Consider the following 17,720-nt stretch of genomic DNA (forward strand, 5'->3'; position numbering starts at 1 on the left):
CAGGGGAATTCCAATGAAAACAACTCTGAAGCTTGTCGGAACGGCCTCGCTTGCGCTTCTCGCGGCGGCTGGTACGGCTTTCGCGCAAGACACGGCGGCTGCTGCTCCCGAAGCCCCGCAGTTCGCGCTGGCCTCCGAAACGGCCTATATCTTCAACACGCTGCTGTTCCTCATCGGCGGCTTCCTGGTCATGTGGATGGCGGCCGGTTTCGCCATGCTCGAGGCCGGCATGGTCCGCGCCAAGAACGTCTCCATGCAGTGCCTGAAGAACATCACGCTGTACTCGATTGCTGGCCTGATGTTCTGGATCACCGGTTACAACCTGATGTACACGGGCGTCGACGGCGGCTACCTCGGCTCCTTCGGCCCGTACGCCTTCGACGCGGTCGGCGGCAATGCCCTCGACACGGGCTACTCGACCGCTTCCGACTGGTACTTCCAGATGGTCTTCTGCGCCACCACGGCCTCGATCGTCTCCGGTACTCTGGCCGAGCGTATCAAGCTGTGGCCCTTCCTGATCTTTACTGTCGTCCTGACCGGCTTCATCTATCCGATCGCCGGCTCCTGGAAGTGGGGTGCGGGCTGGCTCGACGGCATGGGCTTCTCCGACTTTGCCGGTTCCACGCTCGTCCACTCGGTCGGCGGTTGGGCAGCGCTCGCCGGTGCCCTGGTGCTCGGCGCCCGTAACGGCAAGTACACGGCCAATGGCGTCCACCCGATGCCGGGCTCGTCCATGCCGCTCGCGACCCTCGGCACGTTCATCCTGTGGCTCGGCTGGTTCGGCTTCAACGGCGCCTCGCAGCTCGCCATGGGCACCATCGCTGACGTGACCGACGTCTCCCGCATCTTCGCCAACACCAACATGGCGGCTGCCGCCGGCGTGGTCGTGGCGGTGATCCTGACGCAGGTGCTCTACAAGAAGGTCGACGTGACGATGGCCCTGAACGGTGCGCTTGCCGGTCTGGTCTCCATCACCGCCGAGCCGCTCGCCCCGTCCGTCTGGCAGGCCGTGTTCGTGGGTGCCGTCGGTGGCGTGATCGTGGTCTTCACCGTGCCGCTGCTCGACAAGCTGAAGATCGACGACGTCGTCGGCGCGATCCCGGTCCACCTCGTGGCCGGCATCTGGGGCACGCTGATCGTGCCGCTGTCCAACAGCGATGCGTCCTACTCGGTCCAGATCATCGGCATCGTCGCCTACGGCGTGTTCGCCTTCGTCATCAGCCTGGTGGTCTGGCTGATCCTGAAGTCGACGATCGGTATCCGCGCTTCGGCCGAGGAAGAGGCCCTTGGTCTCGACAAGGCCGAGGTCGGCATCGAGGCCTATCCGGAATTCGGTCAGGGCAGCCAGCGCGTCTGAGCCCTCCCGACCCATCTCCCGAAGCAGCCGGCGTGACCGACGGCTGCACCTTGAAGCCCGGGGCTGTCTGCCCCGGGCTTTTTTCGTGCCGGATCGCGGCGGTATTGTTGCCTGGCGAGATCCTGCCGGTCATCTTCGCTTCTGGCCCGGTTTGCGTGATTCGCCCGTCCGGCCGCCGGTGCAAGCAGCAGCCAGGCGGCGTCGGCATGGGCCCCGTGCCGGATGCAACGAGGACACGTCATGCCGCTCATCGCTTCGATCCCGCTCACCGTGTTGCCGCTGGTCGTCTACAACGTGCTGGCTTTCGGCCTTCTCGGGGGTGCCGGCACGCCCTGGGCCGCTCCGGTGATGACCATTGATCTCGTGTCGGGTGCCAGCTTCTCGCTGCTGGGCGGCGACCTGATGATCCTGTGCGCGCTGGTGCTGCTTTTCGTCGAGCTGCTCAAGGCGACCCGCACGGGCGTCTCTGCCTTGACCGACCACATCTTCTCGACGCTCGTCCTCATTGCCTATCTGGTCGAATTCCTGACGGTTCGCGAGGCCGCGACGTCGGTCTTCTTCATCCTGATGTGTGTTTCTCTGGTCGACGTGATCGCGGGTTTCTCGATCACCATCACGGGCGCTCGCCGCGATTTCGGAGTTTCCAACGGCGATACCTATCGCTAGTCGGCGACACAGGCCCCGGTCACAAAAGACGGCAAACCGTTGTTTTTTGCCGCCAGGAAGTCGGGGAGAAACCGTGGATTCAGTCTGCCCCTACGTTAAAAGTTAACAAAAGGTTATCGCCTGGCACGGCATTTGCGCTAAATTCCCTAGGAACAACGCCAATGTATCAAATTGGCACGCCTGGGAGGCGGAAATGCGGATCGAGCAGGGCAGACGTCCCGCAGCAGGACCAAGAGAGAGCCGACGGGTCGCAGATGCGGCCCCGTCCATGGCTGTCGGCGGGCCTGCGTCAGGCTCCGCCGCGCGGGCGGTGGTGCCGGTTGCTCCCGTCAGCGAACCGCGAGCTGACCGTTTCGCCCGTCTCTATCGCCCGGATGCCGCCTTTCTGGCCCAGCTGATCGCCATGCGCGAACATGTTCCGCAGATGCGGGTCAGGCGGCGGGCCGCCCCTGATCAGGCGATCGACGCCTACAGGGTTGCGGAGCGCCAGCCGCGCATGGCGGCTCCCGGGCGGGTTCTGGCCGTCAGCCGCTGACGGGCACCTTCCGTCCTGACCCCGAGAGACAAAAGGCCCGCGCGATGTGTCGCGCGGGCCTTTTTTCGTTGGCCTTGTGCTTGCCGGCTCAATAGCCGATAGCGCAGCCGTCTTTGCGCGGGTCGGAACCGCCGATCAGCACGCCACGGCTGCGGTCGATGAGGATCGCCTGTCCGCCGCCAATGGCCTCCTGGACGAGGTCGACCTGGTGACCGAGCTTGCGCAGCCCGTCCAGCGTCTTTTGCGGCACGTGGCGTTCGGCCTGGAGCACGTGAGTGGTCTCGTCGAAGAACATGCGCGGAGCGTCGATGGCCTCCTGCGGGTCCATGCCGAAATCGACGATGTTGCTCAGTACATGGGCATGGCCGCAGGGCTGATAGCCGCCGCCCATCACGCCGAAGGAGAGATACGGACGGCCGTCCTTCATCGCCATGGCTGGAATGATCGTGTGCAACGGCCGCTTGCCGCCGTCGATACAGTTCGGATGTCCCGGTTCCAGGCGGAAGCAGGCGCCGCGGTTCTGCAGCATGACGCCGCTCTTCGGCGCGCAGATGCCCGATCCGAAGCTCTTGTAGACGGAATTGATGAAGGAGACGGCCATGCCTTCGCCATCGACCACCGTGAGATAGATCGTGTCGGACGAGGGGCCGAGCAGGGCAGGCGGAATCTCCGGAATGCGGGCCGTCGGGGAGATCCGTGCCGCCAGCCGGTCGAGATAGGCGGGGGACAGGAAGGCGTCCAGTCCGTGCTGCATGTGGTCGGGATCGGCGAGAAACAGGTCGCGCACCGAATAGGCGAGCCGGCCGGCCTCCAGCTCGAGATGGAAGCGGGTTGTGCCAAGCGGATCGAGAGAGGCGAGATCGAAGCGTTCCAGCAGCCCCAGCATGACCAGCGCAATGAAGCCCTGGCCGTTGGGCGGCAGCTCGGCCACGTCGATGCCGCGATAGGACCGGATCACCGGCGGCATCGGCAGGATGGTCATGCCGGCGAGATCGTCGAGGCTCATCAGGCCGCCGCGCGCGGCCAGCGTGTCGACGATATCGCGGGCGACCTCGCCTTCGTAAAAGCCGGAAGGGCCTTCCGAGGCGATCTTCTGCAGGGTGCGTGCCAGCGCCGGCTGGCGGATGATGTCGCCTGCTTTGGGCGCGGCGCCGCCGAAGAGATAGCTTTCCCGCGCGCCGGGGTCGGCGGCGAGCTTCGGCACTGCCAGCGCCCAGTCATGGGCAACGCGCGGTGCCACCGGATAGCCGTCCCTGGCATAGGAGATCGCGCGCTTGAGCACCTCTGCGAAACCGCGGCGGCCATGGGCGGAAAGCAGGTCGTGCCAGGCGCGAATGGCACCGGGCACGGTGACGGAGTGAGGGCCTTGCGGATCGATGCTGGTGACCCCCAGCTCGGCGAGGCGCGCCGGCGTTGCCGCCTTGGGGGCCGGTCCCGATCCGTTGATGCCGTGGATGGACCCGTCGGGGCGCGCGACGATGGCGAAACAGTCGCCGCCGATCCCGGTCATCTGCGGCTCGACGACCGCAAGCACCGCCGAGGCGGCCACGGCGGCGTCGACAGCATTGCCTCCGGCCTGCAACATTTCCAGTGCGGCCGCGCTCGCCAGCGGATGCGAGGTTGCCGCCATCGCGGTGGTGGCATGGACGCAGGAGCGTCCCGGAGCATGGAAGTCGCGCATCGCCTGTCCTTGTTCTGGCCCCGCGCCGGGCCGCAGGTCTGGGGACCGTGGTCGGCGCAAGTGTCGTCATATGGGAAGGTCCGCCGGTCGGCGGGAGGATTTTCGTCCCCAGGGAACGAGTGCTTGTCGTTCTTGTCCGTTGGTGGCAAGCGGTGACACTGCTAGCCATGGTTCTGCAAGATTATCGGATGCCGGCACGGAGACCATAGAAAATGAGCAAACTGACCCTTTCCAGCGCGGAAAAGATTGTCGATACGGCACTCGCCAAGGGTGCGGAACTCGGCCTCAAGCCGCTCACCGTCGCTGTTCTCGATGCCGGCGGCCACCTTGTCGCGCTCAAGCGCCAGGATGGGTCCTCGATCCTGCGTCCGCAGGTGGCAAGCGGCAAGGCTTACGGGGCGATTGCCGTGGGGGCCGGTTCGCGCTGGCTCGACGAGAACGCCAAGACGCGTCCGCATTTCGTGCAGGCCCTGAACGGCGTGGCGGGTGGCGCCATCGTTCCGGTACCGGGCGGCGTGCTGATTCGCGCTGGCGAGGGCGGCGAGATTCTCGGCGCCGTCGGCATCAGCGGCGATACCTCGGACAATGACGAGGCCTGTGCGGTGGCGGGGATCGAAGCGGCCGGCTTCAGCGCCGATCGCGGGTGAACGAAGGCCGGGCAAAGCGCCCGGCCACCATTTTTGACGTGCTTGGTGGCGGTCTACTCGCGGCCGCCGCCGGCGATGGCGTCGATCTTCTTCTGCATGTCGGCCAGCTGCTTCTTGAGCGCGTCGAGATCGTCGGCGCTGGCAGGACCCGCTCCCTTGGCGGGATCGACCGGCCGGGGCTGCCCTTCCGCGTCCTTGCCCGGACCGAACGGCAGGAACATGCGCATGGCCCGGTCGAAAATCTCGGCGTTGCGCTTCACCTGGTCTTCGATCGCATCGAAGGCGGTGGAGCCGAAGGCATTGGCCATCTGCTCCCGCATCCTGTCCTGCTCCCTGGTTAGCGAGGACATGGAGAAGTCGAGATAGGACGGCACGACGTTCTGCATGCTGTCGCCGTAAAAGCGGATCAGCTGACGCAGGAACGTGATCGGCAGCAGGTTCTGCCCCTTGTTCTCCTGCTCGAAGATGATCTGGGTGAGCACGGAGCGGGTGATGTCGTCGCCGGTCTTGGCGTCGTAGACGATGAAATCCTCTTCGTCCTTCACCATCAGGGCGAGGTCTTCCAGCGTTACATATGTGCTGGTCCCGGTGTTGTAGAGACGCCGGTTTGCGTATTTCTTGATGATGGTCGGCTCGGTGGTCTTTGTAGCCATATCGGTTTTCAGATCCCGGCTTCGCGCCCCGGCCCGCAAGCCGTTGCGGCATTCCTCCCTGGGTCGCGGCGGTAGATCGACCTGCCTCTTCCGCGACTTTGTCCTGACGCACGATAAGCCAATCGTAGGCGGGCGCACCACCGTTTTGTCAAACTTGTCAGGCAGCGCCCCGACTGCACCGAAAGGATGACCGTGAGAGCGGGAAAATCGCCGGTGGCTAAGGGGGGTTGCGGTTGACACTTGGCGGGCGGGCGTCTCTAGTTTGCGAGATACGCGCAGGCAGCCGAACAACAACCAGGGGATTGCTCGCGCCAGGGGAGGTCCGGTTTTTCGGGAGATCATGAAATGAGCGCATCCACCGACGTCGTCATCGTCAGCGCAACGCGCACTGCTGTCGGGTCCTTCAATGGTGCCTTCGCGAACACGCCCGCCCACGAGCTCGGCGCAGTGGCGATCCGTTCTGCACTCGAGCGCGCCTCCGTTGCCGCCGCCGATGTCGACGAGGTCGTGTTCGGCCAGGTGCTGACGGCTGGCCAGGGCCAGAACCCCGCTCGCCAGGCCGCCATTCTCGCCGGCATTCCCGACAGCGCCACGGCCTGGGTTCTGAACCAGGTCTGCGGTTCGGGCCTGCGCACCGTCGCCATCGCCATGCAGCAGATTGCGGCGGGCGATGCGTCCATCATCGTTGCCGGCGGCCAGGAAAACATGTCGCTGTCGCCGCACTGCGCCCATATGCGCGCCGGCTACAAGATGGGCGACTACAAGATGATCGACACGATGATCAAGGACGGCCTGTGGGACGCCTTCAACGGCTACCACATGGGTCAGACCGCGGAGAACGTTGCCGAGAAGTGGCAGATTTCGCGCGAGCAGCAGGACGAGTTTGCCGTCGCCTCGCAGAACAAGGCGGAAGCTGCGCAGAAGGCCGGCCGCTTCAAGGACGAGATCACGCCGGTGACGATCAAGGAGCGCAAGGGCGACCGGATCGTCGAGGAGGACGAGTATATCCGCCACGGCGCCAGCCTCGACAGCATGGCCAAGCTGCGCCCGGCCTTCGCCAAGGAAGGCTCGGTAACGGCGGGCAATGCGTCCGGCATCAATGACGGTGCCGCGGCGCTGGTCGTGATGAGCGCGGCCGAGGCTGCCCGCCGCGGCCTGACCCCGCTGGCGCGGGTTGCCTCCTGGGCCACCGCCGGTGTCGACCCGACGATCATGGGCTCCGGTCCGATCCCGGCCTCGCGCAAGGCGCTGGCCAAGGCCGGCTGGAAGGTCGAGGACCTCGACCTCGTTGAGGCCAACGAGGCCTTCGCCGCCCAGGCCTGCGCGGTGAACAAGGACATGGGCTGGAACCCGGACATCGTGAACGTCAATGGCGGTGCCATTGCCATCGGCCATCCGATCGGCGCTTCGGGCGCACGCGTGCTCGTCACGCTGCTGCACGAGATGGCGCGCCGCGACGCGAAGAAGGGCCTGGCGACGCTGTGCATCGGCGGCGGCATGGGCGTAGCGCTCTGCGTGGAGCGTTGACCACGATTTGATGACGGCCGCTTGATGCCGATCAAGGCACGGGCGGCCGGCATCGGCTGGATTGCGGGTGGGCCGGATCGGGCTTCTGCCCGCAACCGGCGGACCGGGCCAGTCAGCGGCGGCTGGTGCGGCAGCGCAAGCTGAACGGGAGGAAGTGAATGAGCAATGTGGCAATCGTTACGGGCGGTACGCGGGGCATTGGCGCTGCGATCTCCAAGGGCCTGAAGGCTGCCGGCTACACGGTGGCGGCGACCTATGCCGGCAACACCGAGAAGGCTGAGGCATTCAAGGCCGAGACCGGCATCCACGTCTACAAGTGGGATGTGTCCGATGCCGAGGCGTGCAACCAGGGTGTGGGCCAGGTGGTTTCCGACCTCGGTGCTGTGGAGGTGCTCGTCAACAACGCAGGCATCACCCGTGACGGCTGGTTCCACAAGATGGACTTCGAGCAGTGGTCGGCGGTGATCCGCACCAATCTCGATTCCATGTTCACCATGACCCGTCCGGTCATCGACGGCATGCGCGAGCGTGGTCACGGCCGCATCATCAACATCTCGTCCATAAACGGGCAGAAGGGCCAGCTCGGGCAGACCAACTACTCGGCCGCGAAGGCCGGCGTGATCGGTTTCACCAAGGCGCTGGCATCCGAGAACGCCCGCAAGGGCATCACGGTCAACGCCATCTGCCCGGGCTACATCGACACCGACATGGTGGCAGCCGTCCCGGAGAAGGTCCTGGAGGGGATCATCGCCGGCATTCCGGTCGGCCGGCTCGGCCAGGCAGAGGAGATCGCTGCTGCGGTCGCCTATCTCGCCTCGAAGGAAGCCGCGTTCATGACCGGTGCCGTGCTGACCATCAACGGCGGCCAGTACTACGCCAACGGCTGATCGCACGCGCGAGCGAACAGGATTTCGAAAGGGCTCCTGCCTCGGCAGGGGCCCTTTTTGCTGGCGCTCGCATGAGAGGTATCACGGCTACCGTCGGATCTTAGAACGCCAAACGAAAAAGGCCGGCGCTTGCGCACCGGCCTCTTTTTTCGCGTTTTCCCGGGCAGCCGCGTTGCGGCCGCCTCAGGATCACACGTCGTCCTTCACCGCCAGGATCTGGCGGCCCCGGTACATGCCCGTCTTCAGGTCGACGTGATGCGGGCGGCGAAGTTCGCCCGAATCCTTGTCCTCGACATAGGTCGGCTGCTTCAGGGCGTCCGCGGAGCGACGCGCGCCGCGCTTCATGCGCGTGGTTTTTCTCTTCGGAACGGCCATTGTCGTACTCTCCGTCGTGCAATATCCCGCGAAACCCGGACCGGGTCAGCCCGGGGCGTGGGTCTACACGGTGTGCAGGAATGGCGGGCTTATACCGGACCTTTTGCCGCTTTGCCAGCCCGAAAGTCAGAAATTTTGTCGTCTGCGGGCGATTCTTTACGTCGCGATCAGGGGCCGAAACCCGGGATGCATTCCAGATGTGGTTCGATTGCCGCTGCCCGGCCGCGATTGATCCGCGCGAGCCGGTCGTGGCCGGGGCGCGGGCGTGCCGGATTGCGGGCCAGCGGGTTGGGCAGCGCGGTGGCCAGGCGCGCCGCTTCCGTGCGGTCGAGGTCCTTGGCGGGCTTGCCGAACCAGGCCTGCGAGGCGGCTTCCGCCCCGAAAACGCCTTCGCCCCATTCGGCGATATTGAGGTAGATTTCCAGGATCCGCCGCTTGGTCAGCATGGCGTCGATCATCAGCGCCAGCGGCAGCTCCACCGCCTTGCGGACATAGCTGCGGTCGTTCCAGAGGAACAGGTTCTTGGCGACCTGCATGGTGATGGTCGACGCGCCGCGCACGCCGTCGCCCTCGTTCAGGGCGGCGATCTGGTTTTCCAGCGCCTCCCAGTCGATGCCGCCATGCTGGCAGAACCGGGCATCCTCCGAGGCGACGACCGAGCGCACGAGATGAGGGGAGATATCGTCCAGTGACACGTAGTCGCGGTCGACCCACAGGCCCTGCACATAGCGGGCCAGCATCAGCGTGCTGACGGGGGGCACCACAGCCCAGAGCAGCGTCAGGACGGGCGGCAGCAGCAGGATGACCAGAAGCGCGCGCAGCACGAGCCGCCGCAAGCGCCCGCCGCGCGCCCGTCGCGTCTCGCTCCTGACTTCGCCTTCGCTCATTCGCCCCCGCAGTCCGTCTCGCCGACCCTTCGGCGCACGGTGCCACACCGCGGCGCCGGAATACAGGCTGGCGATGCGTCAGACAACAGACCGTTGGCCGCCGGCGCCGGATCGTCCCTCGAGGTGGTTGACCTTCGCCGGGTTTTTCGACACTGAGGCGGGGCGCCGGCTGATCGACGCCGGCACCCGTTCCTCAAGGTTTTTCGGAGCTGCCCCGTGACCGCCGATGCCGCAGACCAGCTTGCCGCCGATGCCGGGCGGTTCGAGGCAATGCTCGAGACGCTGCTTGCCTCGCAACCGGCCGACGGAGAGCCTGCACGCCCCGGCCGACTTATCGAGGCGATGCGCTATGCCGCGCTCGGCGGCGGCAAGCGGCTGCGCCCGGGCCTGATGATCGCGGCTGCGAGGCTGTTCGACCGCGACGACGCAGGCGTGCTCGTCGCAGCCGCCGCTCTTGAGTGCATCCACTGCTATTCGCTCGTCCACGACGACCTGCCGGCGATGGACGACGACGACCTTCGTCGTGGCCAGCCGACGGTTCACCGTGCCTTCGACGAAGCGACGGCGATCCTTGCCGGCGACGCGCTGTTGACACTGGCCTTCGATCTCGTCGCCGATCCGCGGGTGCATGCGGATGCGGGCGTCCGGCTTGCGGCCTCGCGCGACCTGGCGCGCGCTGCCGGTGTCGGCGGCATGGCTGGCGGGCAGATGCTGGATCTGGCGGCCGAGCACAGCTCGCTCGGCGAAGCGGATATCCGACTGCTGCAGTCGATGAAGACCGGGGCGCTGATCCGCTATGCGGCGCGCACCGGCGCGCGGCTTGCCGGAGCGTCGGCCAAGGATATCGAGCGGCTGACCCGGTTCGGCGAGGTGATCGGCCTTGCGTTCCAGCTGGCCGACGATCTGCTCGATGTCGAAGGCGATGCGGCCGCGCTCGGCAAGGCCGCAGGGAAGGACGCGGCTGCCGGCAAGGCGACCCTGGTGGCGCTCAAGGGCGCCGAGTGGACGCGCGCGGAGCTGTCCCGTCTGGTCGGCGAGGCGGAGACGCTGCTTGCTCCCTATGGCACCCGGGCGGCTGAGCTCGCCGGGCTTGCCCGCTTCGTTGCCGTCCGCGATCGCTGAGGTCCCGGCCGGCCGGGTTTCACCCCAGAAAGGCACGCATGTGGAAGCTGCCTGCTTCTTCCGACTGCGCGTGCGCGCGGCCGAAGGGGCAGGCACGCCTTGCAATGCAGCCGGCATGGCAGGGGGCGGCAGGGTTCGCCCGCAGATAGGCCAGACAGCGCGGCACGTCGTATCCTGTCTGCGACAGGGCACCAGCCGGGCAGGCGGACATGCAGGGCGTGTCGGAGCAGGTCGGGCAGGGGCCTTGTTCGGGCAAAGATGCGGGCACGGCCATCGGCTCCGGCGACAGGAGGGCGGCGCGCAACCCTGTCCAGGGGCCGAACTCATGATGTGCAAGAACCCCCATCGGCGACCGCGAGAAACCGCCTGCCTTCAGAGCCCAGCGCTGGAAGGGATGGTAAGGAGGACCGTCGAAGGGAAAGACGATGCCGAGCCCTTCGCTGCCGGCCAGCCCGGTCAGAACCCGGCGGGTGAAGCGGTCCAACGGGTCCGGCAGGCCGTCGATGGCTTCCGGACTGGTGCCGAAGATTTCGAAGAGTGGATTGGAGAGGCTGCCGACGACGAGCACCGCGCGGGCAGCATGTCCGGCTCTTGCGCCGGGCACCGCATCGCCCGGGGCGGGCGCGAACTGGCCGAGCAGGCAAAACCCGGCGCGAGCGAGCCTGTCGCCGAGACCGGCGATCCAGGCTGCATCCCGCGCCGGGTGCGTTTTCACTTCAGACGGTCGCGCTTGGCCAGGGTCCGCAGGCGCAGAGCGTTCAGGCGGATGAAGCCGGCCGCGTCTTTCTGGTCATAGGCGCCGCGATCGTCCTCGAACGTCACCAGCTCCTCGGAGTAGAGCGAGTAGGGCGACTGGCGACCGACGACGATGACGTTGCCCTTGTAGAGCTTGAGGCGGACCTCGCCGGCGACCTTTTCCTGGCTCTTGTCGATGGCGGCCTGCAGCATCTCGCGCTCCGGCGAGAACCAGAAGCCGTTGTAGATGAGCTCCGCATAGCGCGGCATCAGCTCGTCCTTCAGGTGGCTAGCGCCGCGGTCGAGAGTGATCGACTCGATCGCCCGGTGGGCGGTGAGCAGGATCGTGCCGCCCGGCGTCTCGTAGACGCCGCGCGACTTCATGCCGACGAAGCGGTTCTCGACGAGGTCGAGGCGGCCGATGCCGTTTTCGCGGCCATACTCGTTCAGCTTGGCGAAGAGGGTTGCCGGCGACAGCTTCTCGCCGTTGAGCGACACGGCGTCGCCCTTCTCGAAGCCGATGGTGATCTCGGTCGGGACGTCCGGCGCTTCCATCGGATCGACGGTGCGCTGGTAGACATATGCCGGCGGCTCTTCCCACGGGTCCTCGAGGACCTTACCCTCGGACGACGAGTGCAGCATGTTGGCGTCGACCGAGAACGGTGCCTCGCCGCGCTTGTCCTTCGGCACCGGGATCTGGTGCTGCTCGGCGAACTCGATGAGGTCGGTCCGGGACTTGAAGGTCCAGTCGCGCCACGGGGCGATGACCTTGATGTCCGGGTCGAGCGCATAGGCGGACAGCTCGAAGCGGACCTGGTCGTTGCCCTTGCCGGTGGCACCGTGGGCGATCGCATCGGCGCCGGTCTCGTGGGCGATCTCGATCAGCCGCTTGGAGATCAGCGGACGGGCGATTGAGGTGCCGAGCAGGTAGACGCCCTCGTAGACCGCATTGGCACGGAACATCGGGAAGACGAAGTCGCGGATGAATTCCTCGCGCAAATCGTCGATGTGGATTTCCTTGATGCCGAGCAGCTCTGCCTTCTTGCGTGCCGGCTCCAGTTCCTCGCCCTGGCCGAGGTCGGCGGTGAAGGTCACCACCTCGCAGCCGTATTCGGTCTGCAGCCACTTCAGGATGATCGAGGTATCGAGGCCGCCGGAATAGGCGAGCACCACCTTCTTGATGTCTTTGTGTGCCATGGGGTCCGTAGTCCAGTCCTGGGCAGGTTGAGGCGGGTTGCGGCGATCCGCACGCCGGTATGGGCCGGCAACGCTTGCCGGTGGGTGAAATCCGCGCGCACTGTAGCCCTTGGGCGCCGGAGCGCAAGCCGGGAAACCCCGAAGCACCGCGGTTCCGCGCGGAAATTCAGCCGCGCGGAACAGGGCGCCAGTCGGGAGGCGCCATCTCGAAGCCGGCAAACTCGAAGCCGGGCGCCACCGTGCAGCCGACCAGGGTCCAGCGGCCAAGGCTTTCGGCCGTCTGCCAGGCGCCGGCCGGCACGATCCCTTGCGGCCGTTGGTCGGCGGCAAGGTCGTTCCCCAGATGCAGGGCGCGGGCGTCGTGCCCGTTTTCCGAAATGGTCAGGGCGAGCGGCCCGCCGGCATGCCAGTGCCAGATCTCGACCGCATCCACCCGGTGCCAGGCCGAGAGCTCGCCCGCTTCCAGCAGGTAGTAGATGGCGGTCGACCGGGCACGGCCCGCAGCATCCGTCTCGCTGTCGCGGAACGTCTCCCGGTAGTGCCCGCCTTCGGGATGCGGCGTGAGGCCGAGCATCGAGATGATCTCGGCGGCGGTCATGTCGGCGTCGAACATGGGGGTGGCTCCTGCAAGCGGTCAGAATGTGTCCTTGCGGCGCCGGATCTCGGCAAAGACCGCCGCATCGTTTGCGTCTTCGAGGCCCAGATGCTTGCGGATCGCAGGGTCGCCGGGGCGCAGGAACGGATTTGCGGCAAGCTCCGCCGCCATCGTCGTCGGCAGCGTCGGCAACCCCTGTTCCCGCAGGCTCTCCACCTCGGCAACGCGCGCTTTCAAGGTGGCGTTGTCCGGATCGACGGTCAGCGCGAAGCGGGCGTTCGAGAGCGTGTATTCATGGCCGCAATGGATTGAGGTCTGCGGCGGCAGCAGGTGGATCAGCTTTTCCAGCGAGGCCCACATCATCGCCGGATCGCCCTCGAAGATGCGACCGCAGCCGAGCGAGAACAACGTGTCGCCGGTATGGGCGAAGGAGAGTTCCGGCGCCCACCACGAGATCTGGTCGAGCGTGTGGCCAGGCGTGCCGATCGCCTTGAAGGCGACCCCTGCGACCGTGATCTCGTCGCCATCCTCGACGAAGGCGTCCAGCCCGGCGATCTTGTCGCGCGACAGGGCGGGGCCGGTGACGCGGGCGCCTGTGTCGGCCTTCAGCTTTTCCAGTCCCTGTACATGGTCCCAGTGATGGTGCGTGACGAGAATGTCCGTCAGCGTCCAGCCGGTTTCCTTCAGCACTGCCTTGTATGGATCGGGATGGGGCACGTCGATGGCGATGGTGCCGCCGGGACCGCTTGCGCTTTCCGGCACATGGACAAGGACACCGAAATTGTCGTCGAGGCAGGTGAACTGGCGGATTACCGCTCGCCGGTCGTCAGCGCTCATGGGCTCGTTCTCCGTATGGTGAAACATGCTTCGCCGAGGCGTATTCCCCCGGAGGTAGCATCTTTCTGCCCTCGGCGGCAGACCCGGCCGGCCGTAAAGGCGGCCGGGCGGTCAGCGCACGGGTGTCGTCGAGCGTTCCACGAACGCGGCCTCCAGCCGCAAGGTGGAGGGCGGTGCGTCCAGATCGGTCAACCGCCGTTCCAGATGGGCGACGGCGCCCTCTGCCATCTTTTCCGGATCCTGCCGGAAGGTGCTGAGCCGGTAGGCGTCCCACGACGCCTCCGGAATGTCGTCGAAGCCGATAACGGCCAGGTCGCGAGGAATGTCGATGGCGAAGTGGCTGCGGGCCCGGTCCATCAGGCCGATGGCCACTAGGTCGTTGACGCAGAAGACGGCCTGGGGCCGTTCGGCTGTCGCATCGCCCCCGAGAAGCGCGTCGGCGGCTCCCTGGCCGCCGGCATAGTTTGCTTCCTCACCGTGAGCGCGGGCAACGCTTGCGCCGAGGCGCCGGGCCTCGTCTGCGAAGGCCTCCTCGCGCTCGACGAGGCTCGGCGTGGCTGAGGCGACGCCGGCCACCGCAAGGCGGGTGAAGCCGCGCTCGACGAAGAGCCGGGCAGCAGTGCGGGCGGCGCCGGTGTTGTCGATCCGCACATGATCGCAGTCGGGTTCGGAACGCCCGATCATGATCAGCGGCTGGCCGTTGCGCCGGGCCAGCTCCACGAAGGAGGCCGGAGGCGAACCGGACAGGATGATCGTTGCCGCCGCGCGGTATCCGAACAGCGCGTTCTGTGCGGCCTGCAGTTCTTGCTCCAGACTGCCGGTATTGATGATCAGCGGCACGCTGCCGCGCAGGATCAGTGCCCGGGTCAGGGCGGAGACGAGATGGGCGCGAAAGCCCACCTCGGGCCGGGTGACGATGAGCCCGACGAGCCGGCTGCGATTGGCGAGCAGGCCGCGTGCCAGGTCGTTGACCTGATAGCCGAGTTCTGCCGCCGCCTGCATGACCTTCTCGCGGGTCTCCGGCGCGATGCTGGCGCCCGGCGTGAACGCGCGCGAGACCGCCGAGCGCGATACGCCGGCCTTTTGTGCCACCTGCTGCGCGCTGATGAAGCGCCGTGCGGGGGTCTTGTCGCCCTGGTCCCGTTTCAATGGCCAACCTTCGACAGCACGTCGGATCTGAGGAAACGCTCGACGACGAGCATGAAAGCAATGGACGGTATCAGGAGCAACAACGCCGTGATCGATGCCACCTGATAGTTTCCGCCCGCACCCGCTGTATAGAGCAGAAGCGGCAAAAGGTTCACGTCGGGTGCGCCGACGAAGTAGCTGCCGGTGAACTCGTCGAGCGATTCCAGGAAGACGAAGATCGCACTGGCCAGCAGCCCGGGGGCTGCAAGCGGCAGCGTCACGTCCCGGAACGCGCGGAAAGCGCCGGCCCCGAGCGAGCGGGCGGCCTGTTCCAGTTCGCTGTCGACGGCGGAAAAGGCAGCCGTTGCGATCCAGACCGCATAGACCAGCCCGTGCGTGACATGCACCAGCACGACGCCGATGACCGTGCCGTTGAGGCCGATCTGGTAGAAGAGCCGGGCGATGTTGACGTAGACGGGCAGGTTCGGAAAGGCTTGGGGGATCAGGAAAGCCAGCAGGATCAGCGCCCGGAAGGGCAGGCGCAGGCGTGCCAGCGCATAGCCGGCGGGTACCGCCAGCGCGATGGCCAGTACCACGGTGAGGCTCGCCACCAGGACGCTGTTGGCGAGCGACTCCATCGCATTGCCACGGGGCGAGAACACCCGTTCCCAGTAGCTGAAGCCGTATTCCAGCGGCAGCGCATGAGGGAAGTACCAGCGCTCCGCGACGGTCCACAGGACGAGGTTCGTCAGCGGGCCGAAGATGATGAAGGCGATGAGGCCGAGCACGATGGCGCGCGGCACCCACCACAAGTCGGGACGGATGCGCGCGGGCTCGGCCTTGCTCGGGAGGGGTGTCGACAGGGTGCTCATCCGCGCTCCTTCATGCTCTGGCGCAGGTAGAACCATGCGACGCAGGCGGTCGCGGCGAGCGAGATCAGACCGAGCGCGTTGGCCACGCCATAATCGCCATAGGCATTGATGCGGAAGGCGATGTCGGCGGTCAGCATGGTCGGCGACTGGGCGTTGATCATCAGCGGCACCGAGAGCACCGACATCATCGTGACGAAGGACAGGACCAGCCCGACCATCAGCGTGGTTGCGACCTGCGGCACCAGGATCTCGATCAGGATGCGGAGCCGCGATGCGCCGAGATTGCGGGCCGCCTCGATCGTGCCGCGGTCGACCGAGGCCATGGCGCCTGCGAGCAGCAGCGTCACGAAGGGCGTCTGCTTCCACACGAAGGCGATGACGATGCCGCGCCAGTCGAGGAAGCTCACCGCCTGCAGCGGGGTGATGAGGCCGGCGCCCACGAGAATGTTGTTCATCAAGCCGTTCTTGGCGAGGAAGGTGCGCAGCACCTGGCCGACGACGATGAAGGGAATGAACAGCGGCCAGCGGTACAGCCAGCGCAGGATCGCCACCGCGCGCGGGTTCTCGCCCAGCGTCAGATAGCCGCCGATGGCGATCGAGAAGAGCCCGATCAGACAGGTCGACAGGCTGACGATCACCACGGTGAAGAGGATGTCGGAGCTGTAGAGGGCGAAGGACTTCGTGAAGTTCCCCAGCCCGTAGCCTGCCTCGGTCTCGAACGCGCCGATCACCGAGAGGGCAAGCGGCAGCACGAACAGGAACAGGATCACCGTCAGGGCGGGCAGGACGAGAAGCAGTCCGAGCAGGCGTCGTGGCATGGTGGCATCGATCCGGTGGGGGCCGCCCGGGGGATCCGGGCGGCCTTTGCGGTGAAGGTCAGTTGGCGGCCTTGGCCTCGTAGGCTTCCAGGATCGCGTTGTTGTACGGAGCGATCGGGAAGGGCTTGCCGTAGCTGGCGAGGTCTTCCGGCGTCACGTCCGTGAACAGCTTGTTCCAGGTCTCGGCATCGAGCTCGGCCTGAACATGCTGCGCGTCGATGCCCGGATACCAGTTGAAGCGCTTGACGATGCCTTCCGCCTGCACCTTCGGGCTGGTGGCGAGCTCGACGAACTTCTCCGCCAGGTCCTTGTTGGGAGCCTTGGCCGGGATCACGTAGTGCATCGGCTGACCGGGCATGCCGGGGGCCGGCAGCACAAGCTTGAATTCCGGCGGCAGCTGGCCGTTGGCCTGCCAGGAATAGAACATGTCGACCCAGACCGGACCGATGGCGATCTCGCCGCGCGACAGCAGGTCGAGCGTGCCGGCATTGCCCGGGGTCAAGGTGGCGTTCTGGGTGAACTCCTTCAGGCTGTCGAAGGCCGCGTCCCACTTGGTGGTCTCGGCTTCCTCGAACGGGCCGTTCATCAGCTTGGCGGCATCGCCATCGCCGAAGGCGTAGACCCAGCCCATGACGAAGCTGACGCCCGAGGCGCCGCCCTTGATGCCGTTGTAGCCGAACTGCTTCGGGTTCTCCTTCACCCAGGCGGCGAGTTCCTCGTAGCTCTTCGGCGGGTTGGGCAGCAGGGCCGGATTGTAGGCCAGGGCGGTCTGGCTGTTGAACATCGGCATGACATAGCCCTTGACGTTCGAGCCGAGCGCCATGTCGGCATTCGCCCGCGTCACCAGCTTGCCGGAGGAGATGTTGTCGCGATAGGCCTCGAGATAGCCGCCCGAGACCATCGGGCCGGCGAACTTCTCGTGGACCACGGCAACGTCCGTGTCCCAGGTCTCGCTGCCGGCCTGCTTCTGGGCCTCGAAGCGCTCCAGGATCTTCTGGGAGCCGGCATCGCCGGGGCCGGTGCCGACGGCGCGCACCGTGTGGCCCGGGTTCTGCTCCTCGAAGATCGGGCCGAGATATTCATTGATGTAGTCGACCATGTTCTGGTCGCCGGCCGTGATCACGGTGAGCTCGGCCGCCGTCACCGGCGTGGACGCAAGGCCCAGCACCAGCGTCGCCGAAAGAAGTTTCCTCATGTCGGT

19 protein-coding genes are annotated in these 17,720 nt (G+C 66.3%); 7 read left to right on the plus strand and 12 right to left on the minus strand.

The features are described 5' to 3' along the window. Nucleotides 1-13: 13 nt before the first annotated feature. The 3 genes from ACVJ6E_RS16900 (at nucleotide 14) to ACVJ6E_RS16910 (ending at nucleotide 2,558) form a co-directional block, all read left to right on the plus strand. Nucleotides 14-1,357, plus strand: a complete 1,344-nt coding sequence (locus ACVJ6E_RS16900) for an ammonium transporter (protein ID WP_120269970.1) — start codon at nucleotides 14-16, stop codon at nucleotides 1,355-1,357. A 240-nt stretch (nucleotides 1,358-1,597) separates the two neighbouring features. Beyond that, nucleotides 1,598-2,023 (plus strand): hypothetical protein, encoded by a 426-nt coding sequence (locus tag ACVJ6E_RS16905; protein WP_120269971.1) that lies wholly within the window; start codon nucleotides 1,598-1,600, stop codon nucleotides 2,021-2,023. A 268-nt stretch (nucleotides 2,024-2,291) separates the two neighbouring features. Continuing rightward, complete coding sequence (locus tag ACVJ6E_RS16910) at nucleotides 2,292-2,558, plus strand: hypothetical protein (protein ID WP_120269972.1); 267 nt, start codon at nucleotides 2,292-2,294, stop codon at nucleotides 2,556-2,558. An 88-nt stretch (nucleotides 2,559-2,646) separates the two neighbouring features. Here the strand turns inward: ACVJ6E_RS16910 and ggt are convergent, their stop codons facing one another. Further along, on the minus strand, nucleotides 2,647-4,239 hold the full coding sequence (gene ggt / locus ACVJ6E_RS16915) for a gamma-glutamyltransferase (RefSeq protein WP_120269973.1): 1,593 nt from the start codon (nucleotides 4,237-4,239) through the stop codon (nucleotides 2,647-2,649). 212 nt (nucleotides 4,240-4,451) lie between these two features. On the opposite strand from ggt, the gene ACVJ6E_RS16920 reads away from it, so the two are divergent. Then, entirely contained in the window at nucleotides 4,452-4,886 is a 435-nt protein-coding gene (locus tag ACVJ6E_RS16920) for a GlcG/HbpS family heme-binding protein (protein WP_120269974.1), read from the plus strand. Nucleotides 4,887-4,939: 53 nt separating this feature from the next. On the opposite strand, the gene phaR is transcribed toward ACVJ6E_RS16920, so the two are convergent. Continuing rightward, on the minus strand, nucleotides 4,940-5,539 hold the full coding sequence (gene phaR / locus ACVJ6E_RS16925; protein ID WP_199681392.1) for a polyhydroxyalkanoate synthesis repressor PhaR: 600 nt from the start codon (nucleotides 5,537-5,539) through the stop codon (nucleotides 4,940-4,942). 345 nt (nucleotides 5,540-5,884) lie between these two features. On the opposite strand from phaR, the gene ACVJ6E_RS16930 reads away from it, so the two are divergent. Together ACVJ6E_RS16930 and phbB are read left to right on the plus strand one after the other, a co-directional pair. Beyond that, entirely contained in the window at nucleotides 5,885-7,066 is a 1,182-nt protein-coding gene (locus tag ACVJ6E_RS16930; RefSeq protein WP_120269976.1) for an acetyl-CoA C-acetyltransferase, read from the plus strand. A 158-nt stretch (nucleotides 7,067-7,224) separates the two neighbouring features. Further along, nucleotides 7,225-7,953: an acetoacetyl-CoA reductase gene (gene phbB / locus ACVJ6E_RS16935; protein ID WP_097174324.1), complete on the plus strand. Its 729-nt coding sequence runs from the start codon at nucleotides 7,225-7,227 to the stop codon at nucleotides 7,951-7,953. A gap of 189 nt (nucleotides 7,954-8,142) precedes the next feature. On the opposite strand, the gene rpmF is transcribed toward phbB, so the two are convergent. Then, nucleotides 8,143-8,328, minus strand: a complete 186-nt coding sequence (gene rpmF, locus ACVJ6E_RS16940; protein WP_067224425.1) for a 50S ribosomal protein L32 — start codon at nucleotides 8,326-8,328, stop codon at nucleotides 8,143-8,145. 167 nt (nucleotides 8,329-8,495) lie between these two features. Beyond that, a complete protein-coding gene (gene mtgA / locus ACVJ6E_RS16945; protein WP_120269977.1) occupies nucleotides 8,496-9,215 on the minus strand; it encodes a monofunctional biosynthetic peptidoglycan transglycosylase in 720 nt (239 codons plus the stop codon). A 270-nt stretch (nucleotides 9,216-9,485) separates the two neighbouring features. Between mtgA and ACVJ6E_RS16950 the strand changes: the two genes are divergently transcribed. Further along, nucleotides 9,486-10,337, plus strand: a complete 852-nt coding sequence (locus ACVJ6E_RS16950; protein ID WP_120270215.1) for a polyprenyl synthetase family protein — start codon at nucleotides 9,486-9,488, stop codon at nucleotides 10,335-10,337. 19 nt (nucleotides 10,338-10,356) lie between these two features. On the opposite strand, the gene ACVJ6E_RS16955 is transcribed toward ACVJ6E_RS16950, so the two are convergent. The 8 genes from ACVJ6E_RS16955 to ACVJ6E_RS16990 form a co-directional block, all read right to left on the minus strand. Continuing rightward, the gene (locus ACVJ6E_RS16955; protein ID WP_208996814.1) at nucleotides 10,357-11,052 is read right to left on the minus strand and encodes a hypothetical protein; all 696 of its coding nucleotides are present in this window, start codon (nucleotides 11,050-11,052) and stop codon (nucleotides 10,357-10,359) included. Next, on the minus strand, nucleotides 11,049-12,269 hold the full coding sequence (locus ACVJ6E_RS16960; RefSeq protein ID WP_120269978.1) for an argininosuccinate synthase: 1,221 nt from the start codon (nucleotides 12,267-12,269) through the stop codon (nucleotides 11,049-11,051). Before ACVJ6E_RS16960 ends, ACVJ6E_RS16955 begins: the two co-directional genes overlap by 4 nt. A gap of 166 nt (nucleotides 12,270-12,435) precedes the next feature. Continuing rightward, nucleotides 12,436-12,867, minus strand: a complete 432-nt coding sequence (locus ACVJ6E_RS16965; RefSeq protein WP_199681460.1) for a cupin domain-containing protein — start codon at nucleotides 12,865-12,867, stop codon at nucleotides 12,436-12,438. Between the two features lie 36 nt (nucleotides 12,868-12,903). After that, entirely contained in the window at nucleotides 12,904-13,701 is a 798-nt protein-coding gene (gene gloB / locus ACVJ6E_RS16970) for a hydroxyacylglutathione hydrolase (RefSeq protein WP_120270217.1), read from the minus strand. Between the two features lie 111 nt (nucleotides 13,702-13,812). Continuing rightward, nucleotides 13,813-14,850 (minus strand): LacI family DNA-binding transcriptional regulator, encoded by a 1,038-nt coding sequence (locus tag ACVJ6E_RS16975; RefSeq protein ID WP_120269980.1) that lies wholly within the window; start codon nucleotides 14,848-14,850, stop codon nucleotides 13,813-13,815. Then, nucleotides 14,847-15,701 carry an ABC transporter permease gene (locus ACVJ6E_RS16980; protein WP_120269981.1) on the minus strand — a complete coding sequence of 285 codons (855 nt, stop codon included), beginning with the start codon at nucleotides 15,699-15,701 and terminating at the stop codon, nucleotides 14,847-14,849. Before ACVJ6E_RS16980 ends, ACVJ6E_RS16975 begins: the two co-directional genes overlap by 4 nt. Continuing rightward, nucleotides 15,698-16,519, minus strand: a complete 822-nt coding sequence (locus tag ACVJ6E_RS16985) for an ABC transporter permease (RefSeq protein WP_067224418.1) — start codon at nucleotides 16,517-16,519, stop codon at nucleotides 15,698-15,700. The genes ACVJ6E_RS16980 and ACVJ6E_RS16985 overlap by 4 nt, the downstream gene beginning before the upstream one ends. 58 nt (nucleotides 16,520-16,577) lie before the next feature. Then, nucleotides 16,578-17,714: an ABC transporter substrate-binding protein gene (locus ACVJ6E_RS16990; protein ID WP_120269982.1), complete on the minus strand. Its 1,137-nt coding sequence runs from the start codon at nucleotides 17,712-17,714 to the stop codon at nucleotides 16,578-16,580. Nucleotides 17,715-17,720: the final 6 nt, after the last annotated feature.

The sequence above is a fragment of the Stappia sp. G46H5W genome (genome assembly GCF_058448995.1).

Excerpts from the sequence above, each read along its gene's own strand:
- ACVJ6E_RS16900 (WP_120269970.1), top strand. The coding sequence starts at position 14 with ATGAAAACAACTCTGAAGCTTGTCGGAACGGCCTCGCTTGCGCTTCTC.
- ACVJ6E_RS16905 (WP_120269971.1), top strand. The coding sequence starts at position 1,598 with ATGCCGCTCATCGCTTCGATCCCGCTCACCGTGTTGCCGCTGGTCGTC.
- ACVJ6E_RS16910 (WP_120269972.1), top strand. The coding sequence starts at position 2,292 with ATGGCTGTCGGCGGGCCTGCGTCAGGCTCCGCCGCGCGGGCGGTGGTG.
- ggt (WP_120269973.1), bottom strand. The coding sequence starts at position 4,239 with ATGCGCGACTTCCATGCTCCGGGACGCTCCTGCGTCCATGCCACCACC.
- ACVJ6E_RS16920 (WP_120269974.1), top strand. The coding sequence starts at position 4,452 with ATGAGCAAACTGACCCTTTCCAGCGCGGAAAAGATTGTCGATACGGCA.
- phaR (WP_199681392.1), bottom strand. The coding sequence starts at position 5,539 with ATGGCTACAAAGACCACCGAGCCGACCATCATCAAGAAATACGCAAAC.
- ACVJ6E_RS16930 (WP_120269976.1), top strand. The coding sequence starts at position 5,885 with ATGAGCGCATCCACCGACGTCGTCATCGTCAGCGCAACGCGCACTGCT.
- phbB (WP_097174324.1), top strand. The coding sequence starts at position 7,225 with ATGAGCAATGTGGCAATCGTTACGGGCGGTACGCGGGGCATTGGCGCT.
- rpmF (WP_067224425.1), bottom strand. The coding sequence starts at position 8,328 with ATGGCCGTTCCGAAGAGAAAAACCACGCGCATGAAGCGCGGCGCGCGT.
- mtgA (WP_120269977.1), bottom strand. The coding sequence starts at position 9,215 with ATGAGCGAAGGCGAAGTCAGGAGCGAGACGCGACGGGCGCGCGGCGGG.
- ACVJ6E_RS16950 (WP_120270215.1), top strand. The coding sequence starts at position 9,486 with ATGCTCGAGACGCTGCTTGCCTCGCAACCGGCCGACGGAGAGCCTGCA.
- ACVJ6E_RS16960 (WP_120269978.1), bottom strand. The coding sequence starts at position 12,269 with ATGGCACACAAAGACATCAAGAAGGTGGTGCTCGCCTATTCCGGCGGC.
- ACVJ6E_RS16965 (WP_199681460.1), bottom strand. The coding sequence starts at position 12,867 with ATGACCGCCGCCGAGATCATCTCGATGCTCGGCCTCACGCCGCATCCC.
- gloB (WP_120270217.1), bottom strand. The coding sequence starts at position 13,701 with ATGAGCGCTGACGACCGGCGAGCGGTAATCCGCCAGTTCACCTGCCTC.
- ACVJ6E_RS16980 (WP_120269981.1), bottom strand. The coding sequence starts at position 15,701 with ATGAGCACCCTGTCGACACCCCTCCCGAGCAAGGCCGAGCCCGCGCGC.
- ACVJ6E_RS16985 (WP_067224418.1), bottom strand. The coding sequence starts at position 16,519 with ATGCCACGACGCCTGCTCGGACTGCTTCTCGTCCTGCCCGCCCTGACG.
- ACVJ6E_RS16990 (WP_120269982.1), bottom strand. The coding sequence starts at position 17,714 with ATGAGGAAACTTCTTTCGGCGACGCTGGTGCTGGGCCTTGCGTCCACG.